Annotated in this window: 13 protein-coding genes; 7 read left to right on the top strand and 6 right to left on the bottom strand. The window is 73.1% G+C overall.

Annotated elements, in window-relative coordinates:
• Nucleotides 1–23: 23 nt before the first annotated feature.
• From IE265_RS18485 to panB, 3 genes are all read right to left on the bottom strand, one after another.
• On the bottom strand, nt 24–851 hold the full coding sequence (locus IE265_RS18485) for an ABC transporter permease (RefSeq protein WP_190036706.1): 828 nt from the start codon (nt 849–851) through the stop codon (nt 24–26).
• Entirely contained in the window at nt 848–1885 is a 1038-nt protein-coding gene (locus tag IE265_RS18480; RefSeq protein WP_190036705.1) for an ATP-binding cassette domain-containing protein, read from the bottom strand. The genes IE265_RS18485 and IE265_RS18480 overlap by 4 nt, the downstream gene beginning before the upstream one ends.
• A 228-nt stretch (nt 1886–2113) precedes the next feature.
• On the bottom strand, nt 2114–2980 hold the full coding sequence (gene panB, locus IE265_RS18475; protein WP_190036704.1) for a 3-methyl-2-oxobutanoate hydroxymethyltransferase: 867 nt from the start codon (nt 2978–2980) through the stop codon (nt 2114–2116).
• Nucleotides 2981–3196: 216 nt separating this feature from the next.
• Here panB and IE265_RS18470 point away from each other — a divergent pair, with 216 nt between their 5' ends.
• From IE265_RS18470 to IE265_RS18455, 4 genes are all read left to right on the top strand, one after another.
• Nucleotides 3197–4801 (top strand): MFS transporter, encoded by a 1605-nt coding sequence (locus IE265_RS18470; RefSeq protein WP_190036703.1) that lies wholly within the window; start codon nt 3197–3199, stop codon nt 4799–4801.
• 277 nt (nt 4802–5078) lie between these two features.
• Nucleotides 5079–5636, top strand: a complete 558-nt coding sequence (locus IE265_RS18465) for a TetR/AcrR family transcriptional regulator (RefSeq protein WP_190036794.1) — start codon at nt 5079–5081, stop codon at nt 5634–5636.
• Nucleotides 5637–6725: 1089 nt separating this feature from the next.
• A complete protein-coding gene (locus IE265_RS18460) occupies nt 6726–7763 on the top strand; it encodes an endonuclease/exonuclease/phosphatase family protein (protein ID WP_190036702.1) in 1038 nt (345 codons plus the stop codon).
• 87 nt (nt 7764–7850) lie between these two features.
• On the top strand, nt 7851–9068 hold the full coding sequence (locus tag IE265_RS18455) for an MFS transporter (RefSeq protein WP_190036701.1): 1218 nt from the start codon (nt 7851–7853) through the stop codon (nt 9066–9068).
• Nucleotides 9069–9201: 133 nt separating this feature from the next.
• On the opposite strand, the gene IE265_RS18450 is transcribed toward IE265_RS18455, so the two are convergent.
• Nucleotides 9202–10956, bottom strand: a complete 1755-nt coding sequence (locus tag IE265_RS18450; RefSeq protein ID WP_190036700.1) for an NAD+ synthase — start codon at nt 10954–10956, stop codon at nt 9202–9204.
• A 359-nt stretch (nt 10957–11315) separates the two neighbouring features.
• Between IE265_RS18450 and IE265_RS18445 the strand changes: the two genes are divergently transcribed.
• Together IE265_RS18445 and IE265_RS18440 are read left to right on the top strand one after the other, a co-directional pair.
• Nucleotides 11316–12059 carry a DUF998 domain-containing protein gene (locus tag IE265_RS18445; RefSeq protein WP_190036699.1) on the top strand — a complete coding sequence of 248 codons (744 nt, stop codon included), beginning with the start codon at nt 11316–11318 and terminating at the stop codon, nt 12057–12059.
• Complete coding sequence (locus IE265_RS18440; RefSeq protein WP_190036698.1) at nt 12056–12925, top strand: alpha/beta fold hydrolase; 870 nt, start codon at nt 12056–12058, stop codon at nt 12923–12925. The genes IE265_RS18445 and IE265_RS18440 overlap by 4 nt, the downstream gene beginning before the upstream one ends.
• 47 nt (nt 12926–12972) lie before the next feature.
• Here the strand turns inward: IE265_RS18440 and IE265_RS18435 are convergent, their stop codons facing one another.
• Nucleotides 12973–13605 carry a DUF305 domain-containing protein gene (locus IE265_RS18435; RefSeq protein WP_229916266.1) on the bottom strand — a complete coding sequence of 211 codons (633 nt, stop codon included), beginning with the start codon at nt 13603–13605 and terminating at the stop codon, nt 12973–12975.
• A gap of 10 nt (nt 13606–13615) precedes the next feature.
• Nucleotides 13616–14281, bottom strand: coding sequence for a thioredoxin-like domain-containing protein (locus IE265_RS18430; RefSeq protein ID WP_190036697.1), 666 nt, complete (start codon nt 14279–14281; stop codon nt 13616–13618).
• Between the two features lie 151 nt (nt 14282–14432).
• Between IE265_RS18430 and IE265_RS18425 the strand changes: the two genes are divergently transcribed.
• Complete coding sequence (locus tag IE265_RS18425; protein WP_190036696.1) at nt 14433–14867, top strand: RrF2 family transcriptional regulator; 435 nt, start codon at nt 14433–14435, stop codon at nt 14865–14867.
• The last annotated feature ends 75 nt before the right edge of the window (nt 14868–14942 follow it).

Here is a 14942-nt window from a genome sequence, read left to right as displayed (position 1 = left end):
CGGGGGCGGACGCCCGGTGGACGTCAGTTCTTGGTGCGGTACTTGTGGATCGCGACCGGGGCCATCACCGCGGTGATGACGACCGACCAGAGCAGCGTGACCATGACGTCGTGGGCGACCGGCTGCCCGCCGTTCATCAGCCCGCGGGCCGCGTCCGCGAGGGACGACAGCGGGTTGTAGTCGGTGAACGCCTGGAGCCAGCCCGGCATGGTGGACGGCGGCGAGAAGATCGACGAGCCGAACTGCAGGGGCATCAGCACGAGGAACCCCATTCCCTGGATGGCCTGGGCGTTCTTCATCACCACGCCCATGGTCAGGAAGATCCACATGACGGAGGAGCCGAAGACCATGGACAGCCCGATGGCGGCGAACAGGCCCGGCACGTTCGACACGGACAGGCCGAGCATGAAGCCGACGGCGAGCAGGATCGCGGTGGCGACCAGCAGGCGGCCGATCTCGACCGAGATCTTGGCGATCAGGACCGAGGCGCGGGAGATCGGCAGGGACCGGAAGCGGTCCATCACGCCGGTCTGGAAGTCCTGGTTGAAGCCGGTGCCCACGCCCATGGCGATGTTCATGCCCATCATCGCCATGAGGCCGGGGACGACGTAGTTGACGTACACGTCCTGGTTGCCCTTGCCGGCGATGGCACCGCCGAACACGAAGACGAAGAGCAGCGTGAACACGATCGGCATCAGGATCACGTCGAACATCGACTCGGGGTCCTGGCGGATCCACAGCACATTGCGCCGTATCAGGGCTCTGACGTGCCGGATGTGGGCGCTCAGGCCGACCCGGGGGTCGTCGGTCGCCCTGGTCTGCGCGGGGACGTCGATGACGGTGGCGCTCATACGGCGGCCTCCTCGTAGGCGCGGTCGGCCTGGGTGGTCTGCTGGTCGTCGGGCGCGGTGGCGCGGTGGCCGGTGAGGGACAGGAACACCTCGTCCAGGCTGGGCAGTTCGGTGCTCAGGTCGGCCAGCGTGATGCCGCGCGCCGACAGGGCGCCGACGACCGCGGTGAGCTGCTCGTCGCTGAGGATCGGGACGAGGACGGTGCCGGTCGCGGTGTCGACGACCGCGCTGCCCGGACCCGTGAGGCCGAAGTCGTCGAGTGCCGTGGCGGTGGGGCGCAGCTCCAGCGGGTCGGCGGGGCGGATACGCAGCGCGCGGCCGCCCACCTTCGCCTTCAGCTCGTCGATGCCGCCGTTGGCGATGACCTTGCCGCGGTCGATGACCGTGAGCTCGCTCGCGAGCTGTTCGGCCTCCTCCATGTACTGGGTGGTGAGGAGCACGGTGACGCCGTCGCCGACCATGCGGCGGACCTCGGACCACACCTCGTTGCGGGTGCGCGGGTCCAGGCCGGTCGTGGGCTCGTCGAGGTAGAGGACCGACGGGCTGCCGATCATGGAAGCGGCGAGGTCCAGCCGGCGGCGCATACCGCCGGAGTACGTGCTCGCCGGGCGCTTGGCCGCGTCGGTGAGCGAGAAGCGCTCCAGGAGCCCGTCGGCGCGGGCGCGGGCGTCCTTGCGCGAGAGGTCGAGGAGCCGGCCGATCATGTAGAGGTTCTCGCGGCCGGAGAGCTTCTCGTCCACGGAGGCGTACTGGCCGGTGAGCCCGATGACCCGGCGCAGGCTGCGGGGCTGGCGCACCACGTCGTAGCCGGCGACCGTCGCGCGGCCCGAGTCGGGGGTCAGGAGGGTGGAGAGGATGCGTACGAGGGTGGTCTTGCCGGCACCGTTGGGACCGAGCACGCCCCGGACCGTGCCCTCGCGCACGTCCAGGTCCACGCCGTCCAGTGCCTTGGTCTCGCCGTAGTGCTTGACCAGCCCCCGCACGGTGACGGCGTTGCGCACGCCGTCGGTGGGGTTGTCGTCGATTCGCGTCATGGGGACCAAGGTGCCAGCCGCCACCGACAAACCGCCTACAGCCTGCCGACAGCAACCGATATGTCGCCGACAGTCGGTTGGAAGGTCGGCGAACGGCCAGACCCCGGGCGGAGCCCGGATGCCCCGGCCGGGGGAATCCCCGGCCGACGGAATCCCCGGGCGGCGCGGGAAAAACGGCAGCCCGCCGACGGGGGAAGTTCGGCGGGCTGCCTCTGGTACCGCAGTGGACTAGTGGACGGAGTGCTCCTCCTGCGGGAACGTTCCGCCGACGACGTCTTCGGCGAACGCCTTCGCCGCGCCGCCCATGACCTCGCGCAGGTTCGCGTACTGCTTCACGAAGCGCGGCATCTTCCCGCCGGTGAGGCCGAGCATGTCGGTCCACACGAGGACCTGCGCGTCGGTCTCCGCCCCGGCGCCGATACCGACGGTCGGGATGTGCAGGACCCGTGTGACCTCGGCGGCCAGCTCGGCCGGCACCAGCTCCAGCACGACGGCGAAGGCTCCCGCGTCCTGGACGGCCTTGGCGTCGCGCAGCAGCTGCTGCGCGGCCTCCTCGCCGCGCCCCTGGACGCGGTAGCCCATGGAGTTGACCGACTGGGGCGTCAGGCCGATGTGGGCCATGACGGGGATGCCGGACTCGACCAGGAGCTCGATCTGGCGGTGCGAGCGCTCGCCGCCCTCCAGCTTCACGGCCCCGACGCCGGCCTCCTTCACCAGGCGGGTGGCCGAGCGCAGCGCCTGCACCGGCCCCTCCTGGTAGGACCCGAAGGGCAGGTCCCCGACGATCAGGGCGCGCGAGGTGCCCCGTACGACGGCGGCCGAGAGCATCGTCATCTCGTCGAGCGTGACGGGCACGGTCGTCTCGTAGCCCAGGTGGCAGTTGCCCGCCGAGTCGCCGACCAGCATGACCGGGATGCCGGCCTCGTCGAACACGGAGGCGGTCATGGCGTCGTACGCGGTGAGCATCGGCCATTTCTCGCCGCGCTCCTTGGCGAGAGTGATGTCGCGGACGGTGATGCGGCGTGTGCCCTTGCCCCCGTACAGCGCATTGCTGCTGCTGTCGTTCGGCTTCCGGGCAGCCGAAAGCTGCGTCATTGCAACGGCTCCTTCTGTCATCTCGAGGCGCCCTCACGGCGTCCCCGGATCACCTCCATGGTGGCACCTCGCGCCGTGGAACGGCTAGAGGGGCCACGCCGCGCCTCCCCCGGGCGGCCCCGGAGCGGTGCGCGGCACCCCAAACCGGCGTAAGTTCTCGGTAAAGGCTTTTCAATACGAGACGGTCTCGTATCGAATTACTCTTAGGCTCATCCCATGACCGCTCCAGTCGATCCTGCCGATCCCGCCGAGTCAGCAGTCCCCGCCCGCCGCGTACCGGAAGCCGTGCACCGGCGCCGCTGGGCGATCCTCGGCGTCCTGATGCTCAGCCTGCTGATCGTCGTTCTCGACAACTCGATCCTGAACGTCGCGATCAAGACCATCGCCACCCCCGCCCCGACCGGCCTGGGGGCGACCCAGAGCGAACTCGAATGGGCCATCAACTCCTACACCCTCGTCTTCGCGGGCCTCCTCTTCTCCGCCGGCATCCTCGGCGACCGGCTCGGCCGCAAGAAGGTCCTGCTCGGCGGACTCCTCGTGTTCGGCCTCGGCTCGGCCCTCGCGGCCTTCTCGGGCTCACCGGTCCAGCTCATCGCCTTCCGCGCGGTGATGGGACTCGGCGCCGCCTTCGTGATGCCGGCCACCCTCGCGGTCCTCATGAACGTCTTCGAGCGCGACGAGCAGCCGAAGGCCATCGGCATCTGGGCGGGCGGCGTGGGCCTCGCCATCGCCATCGGCCCCATCACCGGAGGCGTCCTGCTCGAACACTTCTGGTGGGGCTCGGTCTTCCTGATCAACGTCCCGATCGTGCTCCTCGCGCTCGCCCTGATGGTCTGGCTCGTCCCCGACTCCCGCGACCCGAACCCGGGCCGGATCGACCCCGTGGGCGTCGTGCTGTCCGTGGTCGGGCTCGTGCTGCTCGTGTACGGCATCATCAAGGGCGGCCAGCTCGCCGACTTCACCGACCCCGTGGTGCTCGTGAGCGTCGGCGCCGGGCTCGCTGTCCTCGCCGCCTTCGTCGTCCACGAGAAGCGCAGCGACCATCCGTCCATGGACGTGGCGTACTTCCGGAACAAGGTCTTCTCGGCGGCCATCGGCGCCATCGCGCTCGTCTTCTTCGCGCTGATGGGCGTCACGTTCTTCGCCGTCTTCTACACCCAGAGCGTGCGCGGCTACTCGGCCCTGCAGACGGGTCTGCTGATGCTGCCGCTGGCCCTCGCCCAGCTGGTGTTCGCGCCGCGGGCCCGACTGGTCGTGGACCGCTTCGGCAACAAGGCCACCACCACCGCCGGCATGCTCACCCTCGCCGCGACGCTGGCCGCGTTCGCCACGCTTGAGGCGGACACGCCGATCTGGGTCCTGGAGGTCATCTTCTTCCTGATGGGCGCGGGGATGGCGCACATCATGACGCCCACCAGTGTCGTGATCATGCAGGCGCTGCCCCGTGAGAAGGCGGGTTCCGCCTCCGCGCTGAGCAACACGTTCCGCCAGGTCGGCGGCGCCCTGGGCATCGCCGTGCTCGGTTCCGTCCTGTCCGCCGCGTACCGCTCGGGCATCGAGGACCACCTGCCGCCCGCCGCGCGGCACACCGCGGGCGAGTCCATCGAGGCGACGCTCGGCTTCGCGGCGAAGCTCGGCCCGAAGGGGGACGCCCTCATCGGTCCGGCCAACGACGCCTTCCTGCACGCGATGCACGTCACGGCCGTGTGCGGCGCCGCGGTCGCCGTCGTCGGAGCGCTCGTCGTGTACCTGTTCCTGCCGGGGCGCGGTCCGGCCGCGGCGGACAAGCAGTCCGAACTCGTGAGTGCGGCGGACGCCTGATCCGCCCGCCCGGTACCGGCCCGCCCCGGGGCCGCGGAGCACGCGGTGCTCCGCCGCCCCGGGTTCGCGGTACACCGGGCGCGGGCGCTCCCCGGGAGCCGGGGACAATCGGCGGGACAGCAGGCCTCGGCACCGCGTGGGCGGTGCCGGGGGAGCGGCGACCGAAGAGCGGAGCGACGAGGTGGACGGCGCGGAGCGGGAAGCGGCCGGACGGGGCGGACCCGGCAGGGGGCGGCCACGCAGCGAGGCGGTGGAGCGCTCGATCGTCGAGGGCGTCATGAAGCTGCTGGAGGACGGCGTTCCGCTGGCGGACATCTCCATCGAGCGGGTCGCCCGCATCGCCGGCGTGGGCAAGGCGACCATCTACCGGCGCTGGAGCGGCCGGGAGGAGCTGTTCTGCGACGTCCTGCGCACCTCCGAGCCGCCCGACCCGGAACTGCCCGGCACCTCCATGCGCGCCGACCTGGTCGTGCTGCTCGAATCGATCCGCGAGCGCGGCCTGGCCAACCGCTCGTCGGCGATCATCCACAACGTGTACGCGCAGATGAAGAGCAGCCCCAAGCTGTGGGCGGCGTACCACGCGGCCGTCATCGAGCCGCGCCGCCGGATGTCCTTCGAGGTGCTGCGGCGGGGGCAGGAGAACGGCGAGATCCGTCCGGACGTCGACATCGACCTCGTCAACGACCTGTTCACGGGCCCGATGCTCGTCCGGGCCGTCCTGCGCCAGGACGCCGGCCTGGAGGAGGGCCTGGCCGAACGGATCGTCGACACGGTCCTGCAGGGGCTGGCCCCGCAGTCCCCGAGCGGACCGGACCCGGCCCCCACCGCCGGCTGACCGGCCGGGAGCCAGCCCGCCGCACGACCGCCTCCCGGTACCTCCGGGCCCCCGGGCCCCCGGGCCCCGCGGTCCCCGAGCGGACCGGACCCGGCTCCCACCGCCGGCTGACCGGCCGGGAGCCCGCCGGCCCCACGACCGCTTCCCGGTACATCCGGCACCCCGGACCTCTGGCCCCCCGGACCCCGCGGTCCCCGAGCGGACCGGACCCGGCCCCCACCGCCAGCTGACCGGCCGGGAGCCCGCCGGCCCCACGACCGCCTCCCGGCACCTCCGGCCCCCGGCACCTCCGGCTCCCCGGTACCTCCGGCTCCCCGGTACCTCCGGCTCCCCGGTACCTCCGGCTCCCCGGTACCTCCGGCTCCCCGGTACCTCCGGCCCCCGGTACCTCCGGCCCCCGGTACCTCCGGCCCCCGGCACCTCCGGCCCTCCGGCACCTCCGGCCCTCCGGCACCTCCGGGCCTCCGGCCCACGGCCGCACTTGGCCGTCGAGCCCGAGGCGCCGGGTCGCAACCGCGCAGCGGCTCGGAGGCCGCCGGCCGCCTCCTCCACCGGCGAGCGGCCGCACTTGGCCGTCGAGCCCGACGCGCCGGGGTCACCCACCGTCCCGCGCCACGTCCACCGGCCGGTGGACGCAGACCGCGTCCCGCCGGCGCGACACGCACAACCATCCGACCCAGCGGCTCCTGGCCGCCAACGGGCGCCGAAGGGGCGGCATGGCGCCCGCGCCCGTCCGGGGTGCGGGCCGACCGCGATCCCCGGCCCCGACGGCGGACGACGCCCCGAACCGCGCCGCCCGAGCCCACCGGACGCGCCCGCGCCGGCGGCCCGCCGCGCCGCCGGCCGGGCTGTGGTGCGCCTCACCCGCCCCCGGGGCCCCACCGCCCCGACACCCCCCCGTACAGCCCGTTCGGAAATGTGCGCGTTCCGTCACAGACCACCCGCATCGGGCGCGGGCCGGAACTCCCGACCGCAACTTCTTCGTCCTCGTGCCCGGACGGCCGCCGCGGGACGGCGGGAACGAACGCGATCATCCCCTAGGGTCTTAGACGCGGGAATGATGTGCACGGCAGTTGGTGAGGCGACGGTATGGCGCAGGCGTACATGACCGAGACGGGCAGCGGCGGCCAGGGGCCCGGCCGCAGAGGACCCCGGCTCCGGCGCCTGCTCTCGACCCTGCGCAACGACCCCGGCGTCTGGCGCCGCGGCATCGTCGTGGCGGCGCTCGCGGTCTGCCTGGCACTGGTGATGCTGCTGCACGCGCAGGTGCCCAACCGCATCGGCAACCTCGGCAGCCTGACGGAGACGTTCCTGCCGTGGCTGGGCGTGTTCGTCCCGCTGCTGCTCGTCCTCGCGCTGGTGCGCAGGTCCGCGACCGCCCTGATCGCCGTGGTGCTGCCGTTCGCGGTCTGGCTGAACCTCTTCGGCGGGCTGCTCGGCGACAAGACCGGCGGCGGCGGGAACCTCACCGTCGCCACCCACAACGTGAACGCCGACAACCCGGACCCCTCCGGCACCGCGCGCGAGGTGGCCGCCTCGGGCGCCGACGTCGTGGCCCTGGAGGAGCTGACGACCTCGGCGGTCCCCGTGTACGAGAAGGCCCTCGCGGCGACGTACAAGTACCACTCCGTGCAGGGCACGGTCGGCCTGTGGAGCAAGTACCCGCTCAGCGCCACCGCCCCCGTCGACATCAAGCTCGGCTGGACGCGCGCGATGCGGGCGACGGTCACGGCGCCGGACGGGCGGCTCGCGGTGTACGTGGCCCACCTCCCCTCCGTGCGCGTGAAGATGGAGGCCGGGTTCACCGCCCGCCAGCGCGACAAGAGCGCCGACGCGCTCGGCGAGGCCATCGCCGACGAGCGGTTGTCGCAGGTCGTGCTGCTCGGCGACCTGAACGGCACGATGAACGACCGCGCGCTCAACGCCGTCACCTCGCAGATGCGCTCCACGCAGGGCGCGGCCGGCAGCGGCTACGGATTCAGCTGGCCCGCGTCGTTCCCCATGGCGCGGATCGACCAGATCATGGTGAAGGGGGTCGAGCCGGTCACCTCCTGGACCCTGCCCGAGACCGGCAGCGACCACCTTCCGATCGCCGCCACCGTGAAGCTCGCGGCAACCACCTCGTAACTCCCGGGAATACTGGGCCTGAGAGGCTTTGTTCCGTAACTGAACTTAAGCTGTACGGGACTCCGCCACTTCTTTGAAAGGCCCCTCATGCCCCTGGCCCTGCTCGCCCTCGCCGTGGGCGCCTTCGGCATCGGCACCACGGAGTTCGTGATGATGGGCCTGCTGCCCGACGTCGCGGACGACCTGCACATATCCATCCCCAGCGCGGGCCACCTGGTCTCGGCGTACGCGCTGGGGGTGGTCATCGGAGCCCCGCTGCTGGCCGCCGTGACCGCCCGCATGGCCCGCCGCAAGGTCCTGGTCGGCCTGATGGCCCTCTTCGTCGTGGGCAACGCGCTCTCCGCGTTCGCCCCCGACCAGCACCTGCTCCTCGCCGCCCGCTTCCTCAGCGGCCTGCCGCACGGCGCCTTCTTCGGCGTCGGCGCCGTCGTCGCCACCGGCATGGTGGCACCCGAGCGCAAGGCCCGCGCGGTATCGCTGATGTTCCTCGGCCTGACCATCGCGAACATCGCGGGCGTGCCCGCGGCCACGCTCATGGGCCAGCACTTCGGCTGGCGGTCGACGTTCCTCGCCGTCAGCGTGATCGGCCTCGCCGCCATCGCGTCCCTGGTGGCGCTGCTGCCCCGCGACGACGCGCAGGCACCCGTCGTCGGACTGCGCGGCGAACTCGCGGCCCTGAAGTCGCTCCCCGTCTGGCTGGCGCTCGGCACGACGGTCGCGGGCTTCGGCGCCCTCTTCTCGGCGTACAGCTACATCACGCCGATGCTGACCGACTCCGCCGGATACGCCGACTCCAGCGTCACGCTGCTGCTGGCGCTCTTCGGTGTGGGGGCCACCCTGGGCAACCTGCTCGGCGGCCGGCTGGCCGACCGCTCGATGCGGGGCACGCTGTTCGGCGGACTCGCCTCGCTCGCCGCGGTCCTCCTGCTGTTCCCGCTCCTGATGAGCACCGCGTGGAGCGCGCCCCTCGCCGTGCTGCTGCTCGGCACGGCCTCGTTCGTGACCAGCTCGCCGCTGCTGCTGATGGTCATGGAGAAGGCCTCCTCGGCCCCCTCGCTCGCCTCCTCGGCCAACCAGGCCGCCTTCAACCTGGCCAACGCGGGCGGTGCCTGGATCGGCGGCCTCACCCTCGCGGCGGGCTTCGGCGTGACCTCGCCGGCGCTCGCGGGCGCCGCGCTCGCCGTGCTGGGCATCGGGGTCGCCGCCGTCGCGTACGGCGTGGACCGGCGGGGCGGCTCCGTCGGAGGCGGGCGCCTCGTGGCCGCCCATGTGCCGCGGCCGGCGGAGACCGCCGCGCGGCACTGACCCGCCACCGGCCCTTTCCGCCCGTGCGCAGGCACGGGCGGAAGGGCCGCGCAGTGGCGGACGGCGAAGGGGGCGCCCGGTCGGTACCGGGCGCCCCCTTTCCGCGCGGGCCCGTGGGACGGCCCGTACGGCGTCAGACGTTCTCGCGCCAGAGGTTCGTGATCGGCAGGCGCCGGTCCTTGCCGAAGCCCTTGGCCGAGATCTTGGTGCCCGGCGGGTACTGCCGCCGCTTGTACTCCGCCGTGTCGACCATCCGCAGGGTCTTCGTGACCAGCTCGTGGTCGAAGCCCGCCGCCACGATCGCGTCGGCGCCGGTGTCGCGGTCGACGTACAGCTCCAGGATCGCGTCCAGGACCGGGTAGTCGGGCAGCGAGTCGGTGTCGACCTGGTCGGGCCGCAGTTCGGCGCTCGGCGGCTTGCTGATCGAGTTCTCGGGGATCGGCGGGGTCTGGCCGCGCTCGGCCGCCGCCCGGTTGCGCCACTCGGCCAGCCGGAAGACCGACGTCTTGTAGACGTCCTTGATGGGCCCGTACGCGCCCACGGAGTCGCCGTACAGCGTCGAGTACCCGACGGCCAGCTCGGACTTGTTGCCCGGCGCCAGCACGATGTGCCCCTCCTGGTTGGACAGGGCCATCAGCGTCGTGCCGCGCAACCGCGACTGGAGGTTCTCCTCGGCCAGGCCGGTCAGGCCCAGCGACTCCATGTACGCGTCGAACATCGGCTCGATGGGTACGGTCCGGAAGTTGAGCCCGGTCCGCCGGGCCAGCTCGGCCGCGTCGCCCCGGGAGTGGTCCGAGGAGTACTTCGACGGCATCGACACGCCGTACACGTTCTCCGGTCCCAGCGCGTCGCAGGCGAGCGCCGCGACGAGCGCGGAGTCGATACCGCCCGAGAGCCCGATCAGCACCGAGCGGAAACCGTTCTTCGCCGCGTACGCGCGCAGTCCCACCACCAGTGCGGAGTACACCTCCTCGTCGTCGTCGAGGCGTTCGGCGTACCCGCCGGCGAGCTCCGGCTCGTACGCGGGCAGCGGCTCCTCGGACAGGACGACGTGGTCGACGCGCAGGCCGTCGTCCACGACGCGCCCGTGGGCGGACTCGCCGGCGGCCGGCAGCTCCAGGTCGAGGACGACGCAGCCCTCGGCGAACTGGGGTGCCCGCGCGACGACTTCGCCGTCCCGGTCCACGACGATCGAGTCGCCGTCGAAGACCAGTTCGTCCTGGCCGCCGATCATCGCGAGGTACGCGGTCGTGCAGCCCGCCTCCTGCGCGCGCTTGCGCACCAGGTCCAGCCGGGTGTCGTCCTTGTCCCGCTCGTACGGCGAGGCGTTGATCGAGACCAGCAGGCCGGCCCCGGCGGAACGGGCCGCGGGGACGCGGCCGCCGTCCTGCCAGAGGTCCTCGCAGATGGCGAGCGCGACGTCGACCCCGTGCACCCGGACCACGGGGAGGGTGTCGCCGGGCACGAAGTAGCGGAACTCGTCGAAGACGCCGTAGTTCGGCAGGTGGTGCTTGGAGAACGTGAGCACCGGCTCGCCGCCGTACAGCACCGCGGCGGCGTTGCGCGGGGCACCGGCCGGCTGGCCGTACTTCGGCTGGGCCGTCCCGGCCCGGTCGAGGTAGCCGACGACCACCGGGATCCCTCCGAAGCCCTCCTCGGCGAGCCGCGCGGCGAGTCCCCGCAGGGCCGCGCGCGAGGCCTCCACGAAGGACGACCGCAGGGCCAGGTCCTCGACGGGGTACCCGGTCAGCACCATCTCGGGGAACGCCACCAGGTGCGCTCCCTGCTCGGCGGAGTGCCGGGTCCAGCGGAGGATCGCCTCGGCGTTCCCGGCGAGATCGCCGACGGTCGAGTCGATCTGATTCAGGGCGAGGCGTAGTTGAGGCACCCGGCCAGTGTAATCGTCAGAGCGACGCGATGGGGTGGCGGGCGGGTGTGGGGCGCCCCACGCCGACCCGCGGCGGCTCCGCGTCGGCGGCAGGTCCCGTCCGCCGTGTCCCCCGCCCTCGATCGCCTCCGTCCGGTGCCGTGCACCCGGCCCTCCGGCCTCCAGCGAGTCACCCGCATTTCCGAGCGGTCGGGAGCTGTCGGGAGCGGTCGGGAGCTGTCGGTGCCCGCCGCGGTCCGGCACCGGGGTGCGGGGCGGGGTGTGCGGGGTCTGGGGTGCGGCCGACCGCCGCCGCGTGGCCCGGCGGATGCCCGGACGCGGCGTGCGGACCGGGGGCCGGGCGCCGATCATGGACTTCTATGACGACGCCACCCACGGCCGCCGCCGTCCTGATCGCCCCCGGAGGGCTCGCCCACTGCGCGTGGGTGCTCGAAGCCGTCCTGCCGACGGGGCTCACGCCGACCCGCGCGTGCGTCAGTGAACTGGCCGCCGGCGACCAGCCGTACGGCGCGCTCCTCCGCGGCACGGACCTGGCCGCCGGGGTGCTCGTGCGCGCCGGCGGGCTGTCGGCGCCCCGTTCCGCGAGCGGCCGGGGACGGCGGATGCGCGCCGGTCCCGCCGGGCTCGTCCTGTTCGGCGCGGCGAGCGCCCTGGACGCGTGCCCGCCCCTGGACTGCGCGCCGACCGCCGACGCCGTGTGCGCCGCGCGCGAGCACGCCGGACTCGTCCCCGCCGCGCACGGCCTCACCCGCGCGCTCGCCCTGTGCGGTGCCCTCGTCGCGACGGCGGCCCTCACCCGCGCCGCCCGCGGGACCGCGCCCGGCGCGCCCGCCACGCGCGCGTGCACCGTGCTCGTGGCGCTCGCACTCGCCGCCACCGTATGGACGCCGGCAGCCGTCGGCGCACTGGAGACGGGCCACGACGGCTGGGGCCACGGCGTCGCCCAGCGGCTCCAGGTCGGTGCCGTCGCGGTCCGGCTGACCGCGCACGCCCCGGCCCACGTACGCCCTCCCGCGCGGACCCGCCCGGGCGGGCGCACTCCCCTCGCCGGCCCGCGGGGTACCGGCGGGGCGCGCCACGCATCGCAGGGCGCCCTCCGATGACGTTCACCGGGATCGACGGAGTCCCCCACCACCTCCGTGTCGACGGCTCGGGTCCCGTCTGCCTGCTCACCGCGGGGCTCGGCATGTGCTGGTTCGACTGGGACCGGGTGGTCCCGCTGCTCGCCCGGCGCCGCACGGTCGTCCGCTTCGACCGGCCGGGGCTCGGCCTGAGCGGGCCCGCGCGCGCGTGGCCCACGCTCATGGGTGAGGCACGGCGCATCGCGCGCGTGCTCGACTCCGCCGGGGCGGTGGGCCCGGTCACGGTGGTGGGGCACTCCCTGGCCGGGTTCCACTGCGAGGCCTTCGCGCGGCTGTTCCCGGAGCGGACCGCCGGGCTCGTGCTGGTCGACTCCAGCGTCGAGGAGGCGCCCCGCGCCTGCGCCGCGCCCGTGCTGCGGGACGCGGCCACGCGCGCGTGCGGCACGCTCCTGTCCGCCGCGGGCGTCCCGCGCGCCCTGGGGCCCCTTGTGCGGCGTACGGCGGTGCGGGCCGGACGGTACGGCGGGCGCGGAGACCCGGCCCCGTCCGGGCAGGTGCGCCGGGCGTACTCCACCAGCCGGTCCCTGCGGGCCGTTCTCGCGGAGAACGCCCGCTACGGTGACGAGGCCGCCGAACTGGCCGCCCTGCGGGACCGCTTCCCGCTCGACGCCCCGGTCACCGTGCTGGCCGCGGACACCGGCGGCGGACGGCGTTGGCTGAGCCGGCAGCGGGCCCTGGCCGAACGGCTGGGCGGTGCCCTGCGGGTGTCGGCCCCGTCCGGCCACTTCGTCATGCTCGACCGTCCGCGCGACGTGGCGGACGCGGTGCTGGACACGCCCCGGTGGCCGTCCCCGGCCGGCGGCGGCTCACCCCCGCCGGGGGACTGACGGCCCGCCGGGGCCGGCGACCAGCGGAGTCGGCCGGGGCCCGGCGGTCAGATCAGCGGCTTCGCGCCGCGCTTCCTCAGCAGGTCGGAGATCAGCTTCATCTCCGACTCCTGGGCCTGGACCATGCCCCGCGCCAGCCGTCGTTCCACTCCGACCCTGCACCGCTCCACGCAGCCCTCGGCCATGTGCACGCCGCCCTTGTGGTGGGAGTACATCAGCTGGAGGTAGCGGACCTCGGCGGCCCTGCCCTTCAGCCCGCGCAGCGCGTCCATCTCGGTGTTCGTCGCCATGCCCGGCATCAGCGCGCCGTCGTCGCCGCTCCCCATGCCGCCCATCCCCATCCACTCCATGGGGGGCGCGGACGACACCTTGGGCAGCTCCCACAGGTCGAGCCAGCCGATCAGCATGCCGCGCTGGTTGGCCTGCGTCTGCGCGATGTCGTACGCGAGGCGGCGCACCTCCTCGTCCTTCGTGAGGTCGCGCACGATGTACGACATCTCGACGGCCTGCTGGTGGTGCACCGCCATGTCCCGCGCGAAGCCCGCGTCCGCCGAGTCCGCCGCCGGGGGCCTCGTACCGGAGTCCCCGCCGTCGGCGACCGCGTACGTGATCGTCCCGGCCGTCACCAGCACGGCGGCTGCGGCCCCGGCGATCCACCCCGCGTTCTTCGACTTCCTCACCGCGTGAACCTCACTGCGCGAGACCGTTGGTGCAGGCGGCACCCGGCTCGGGCGTCTGCTTGCCCTGGACGTACGTCTCGAAGAAGGTACCGACGTCCGGGTCGCTCGCGCTCTTCACCGTGCGCTGGTGGCCCCAGGCCGACAGCATGATGGGGTCCTTCTGGTCCTCGACCGGGCTCATCAGGGTGTACGGCGTCTTCTTGACCTTCTCCGACAGCGCCTTCACGTCCGCCTCGGACGCCTTGCTGCTGTACGTCACCCAGACCGCGCCGTGCTCCAGCGAGTGCACCGCGTTCACGTTCTTGACGGCCTTGTCGTAGACGTCGCCGTTGCAGTTCATCCAGACCGCGTTGTGGTCACCGCCGACAGGGGGCTCCATCGGGTAGTCCACGGTCTTGGTGACGTGGTTCTGGGTCAGCTTCCCGTCCCACTTCCGCACGCCGTCCTTGCCGGTGACGAACTTCCCCGAAGCCTGCTTCCCGTCGCTCGACGCGCCGTCCTTGCCGGACTGGGAGTCGATGAGATAGGCGCCACCGGCCACGAGACCCGCCACGACGATCACGCTGGCGGCGATCGTGAGGGTCCGGTTGCGGCGCTCGCGGGACCGCTCGGCGCGCCGCATCTCCTCTATGCGCGCCTTGCGCGACGTGCTGTCTGTCTTCTTGGCGGAACCCATGGGGTGGTCCTTCAGGGGAAAGGGACAGTGGAGTCTGCTGATCGTAGTGGGGAAGAAGGGGATATCCGCAGGGAGGTCGGAGGAATGGCCGAAGGGACCGCCCCCGTGACGATAAGTTGAACCCGGGATGCGCATTATCTACCCTGCCTGTATGCGCCTGCTCCGATCCACCGACCTCGCCCTGCGCGTCCTGATGCGGCTCGCCGTCGAGGACGGGGCGACGCCCACGACCCGGGAGGTGGCGGCCGGCATGGAGGTGCCGTACACGCATGCCGCGAAGGTGGTCGCCGAACTGCAGCACCAGGGACTGGTCGACGCGCGCCGCGGCCGGGGCGGCGGCCTCGCGCTCACGGAGAAGGGCCGGACGGCGTCCGTCGGCGCAGTGGTGCGGAGCTTCGAGGGCGAGGGCGACGTCGTCGAGTGCGAGGGGGCGACGCCCTGTCCGCTGCGCTCGGACTGCCGGCTGCGCGGCGCGCTGCGCAGGGCGCAGGAGGCGTTCTACGCCAGCCTCGACCCCCTGACGGTGCAGGACATGGTCGCGGCGCCGACCGGGCCGCTGCTGCTGGGGATCTCCCGGCACCCGTAGAACCCCGGTCACCCTGCGCCCACTCCGTCGGCGCCCAGGCATCCCCGGGCCCGGCGGGTCGGCGTGAAACCCCCG

The sequence above is a fragment of the Streptomyces fructofermentans genome (assembly GCF_014651055.1).
GTDB lineage: Bacteria > Actinomycetota > Actinomycetes > Streptomycetales > Streptomycetaceae > Streptomyces > Streptomyces fructofermentans.
Note: the sequence above shows the minus strand (reverse complement) of the source record. Positions and strands in the feature narration are given on the sequence as shown.

Coding starts and splice junctions, on each gene's coding strand:
- IE265_RS18485 (WP_190036706.1), bottom strand. CDS start 851: ATGAGCGCCACCGTCATCGACGTCCCCGCGCAGACCAGGGCGACCGAC.
- IE265_RS18480 (WP_190036705.1), bottom strand. CDS start 1,885: ATGACGCGAATCGACGACAACCCCACCGACGGCGTGCGCAACGCCGTC.
- panB (WP_190036704.1), bottom strand. CDS start 2,980: ATGACGCAGCTTTCGGCTGCCCGGAAGCCGAACGACAGCAGCAGCAAT.
- IE265_RS18470 (WP_190036703.1), top strand. CDS start 3,197: ATGACCGCTCCAGTCGATCCTGCCGATCCCGCCGAGTCAGCAGTCCCC.
- IE265_RS18465 (WP_190036794.1), top strand. CDS start 5,079: ATGAAGCTGCTGGAGGACGGCGTTCCGCTGGCGGACATCTCCATCGAG.
- IE265_RS18460 (WP_190036702.1), top strand. CDS start 6,726: ATGGCGCAGGCGTACATGACCGAGACGGGCAGCGGCGGCCAGGGGCCC.
- IE265_RS18455 (WP_190036701.1), top strand. CDS start 7,851: ATGCCCCTGGCCCTGCTCGCCCTCGCCGTGGGCGCCTTCGGCATCGGC.
- IE265_RS18445 (WP_190036699.1), top strand. CDS start 11,316: ATGACGACGCCACCCACGGCCGCCGCCGTCCTGATCGCCCCCGGAGGG.
- IE265_RS18440 (WP_190036698.1), top strand. CDS start 12,056: ATGACGTTCACCGGGATCGACGGAGTCCCCCACCACCTCCGTGTCGAC.
- IE265_RS18430 (WP_190036697.1), bottom strand. CDS start 14,281: ATGGGTTCCGCCAAGAAGACAGACAGCACGTCGCGCAAGGCGCGCATA.
- IE265_RS18425 (WP_190036696.1), top strand. CDS start 14,433: ATGCGCCTGCTCCGATCCACCGACCTCGCCCTGCGCGTCCTGATGCGG.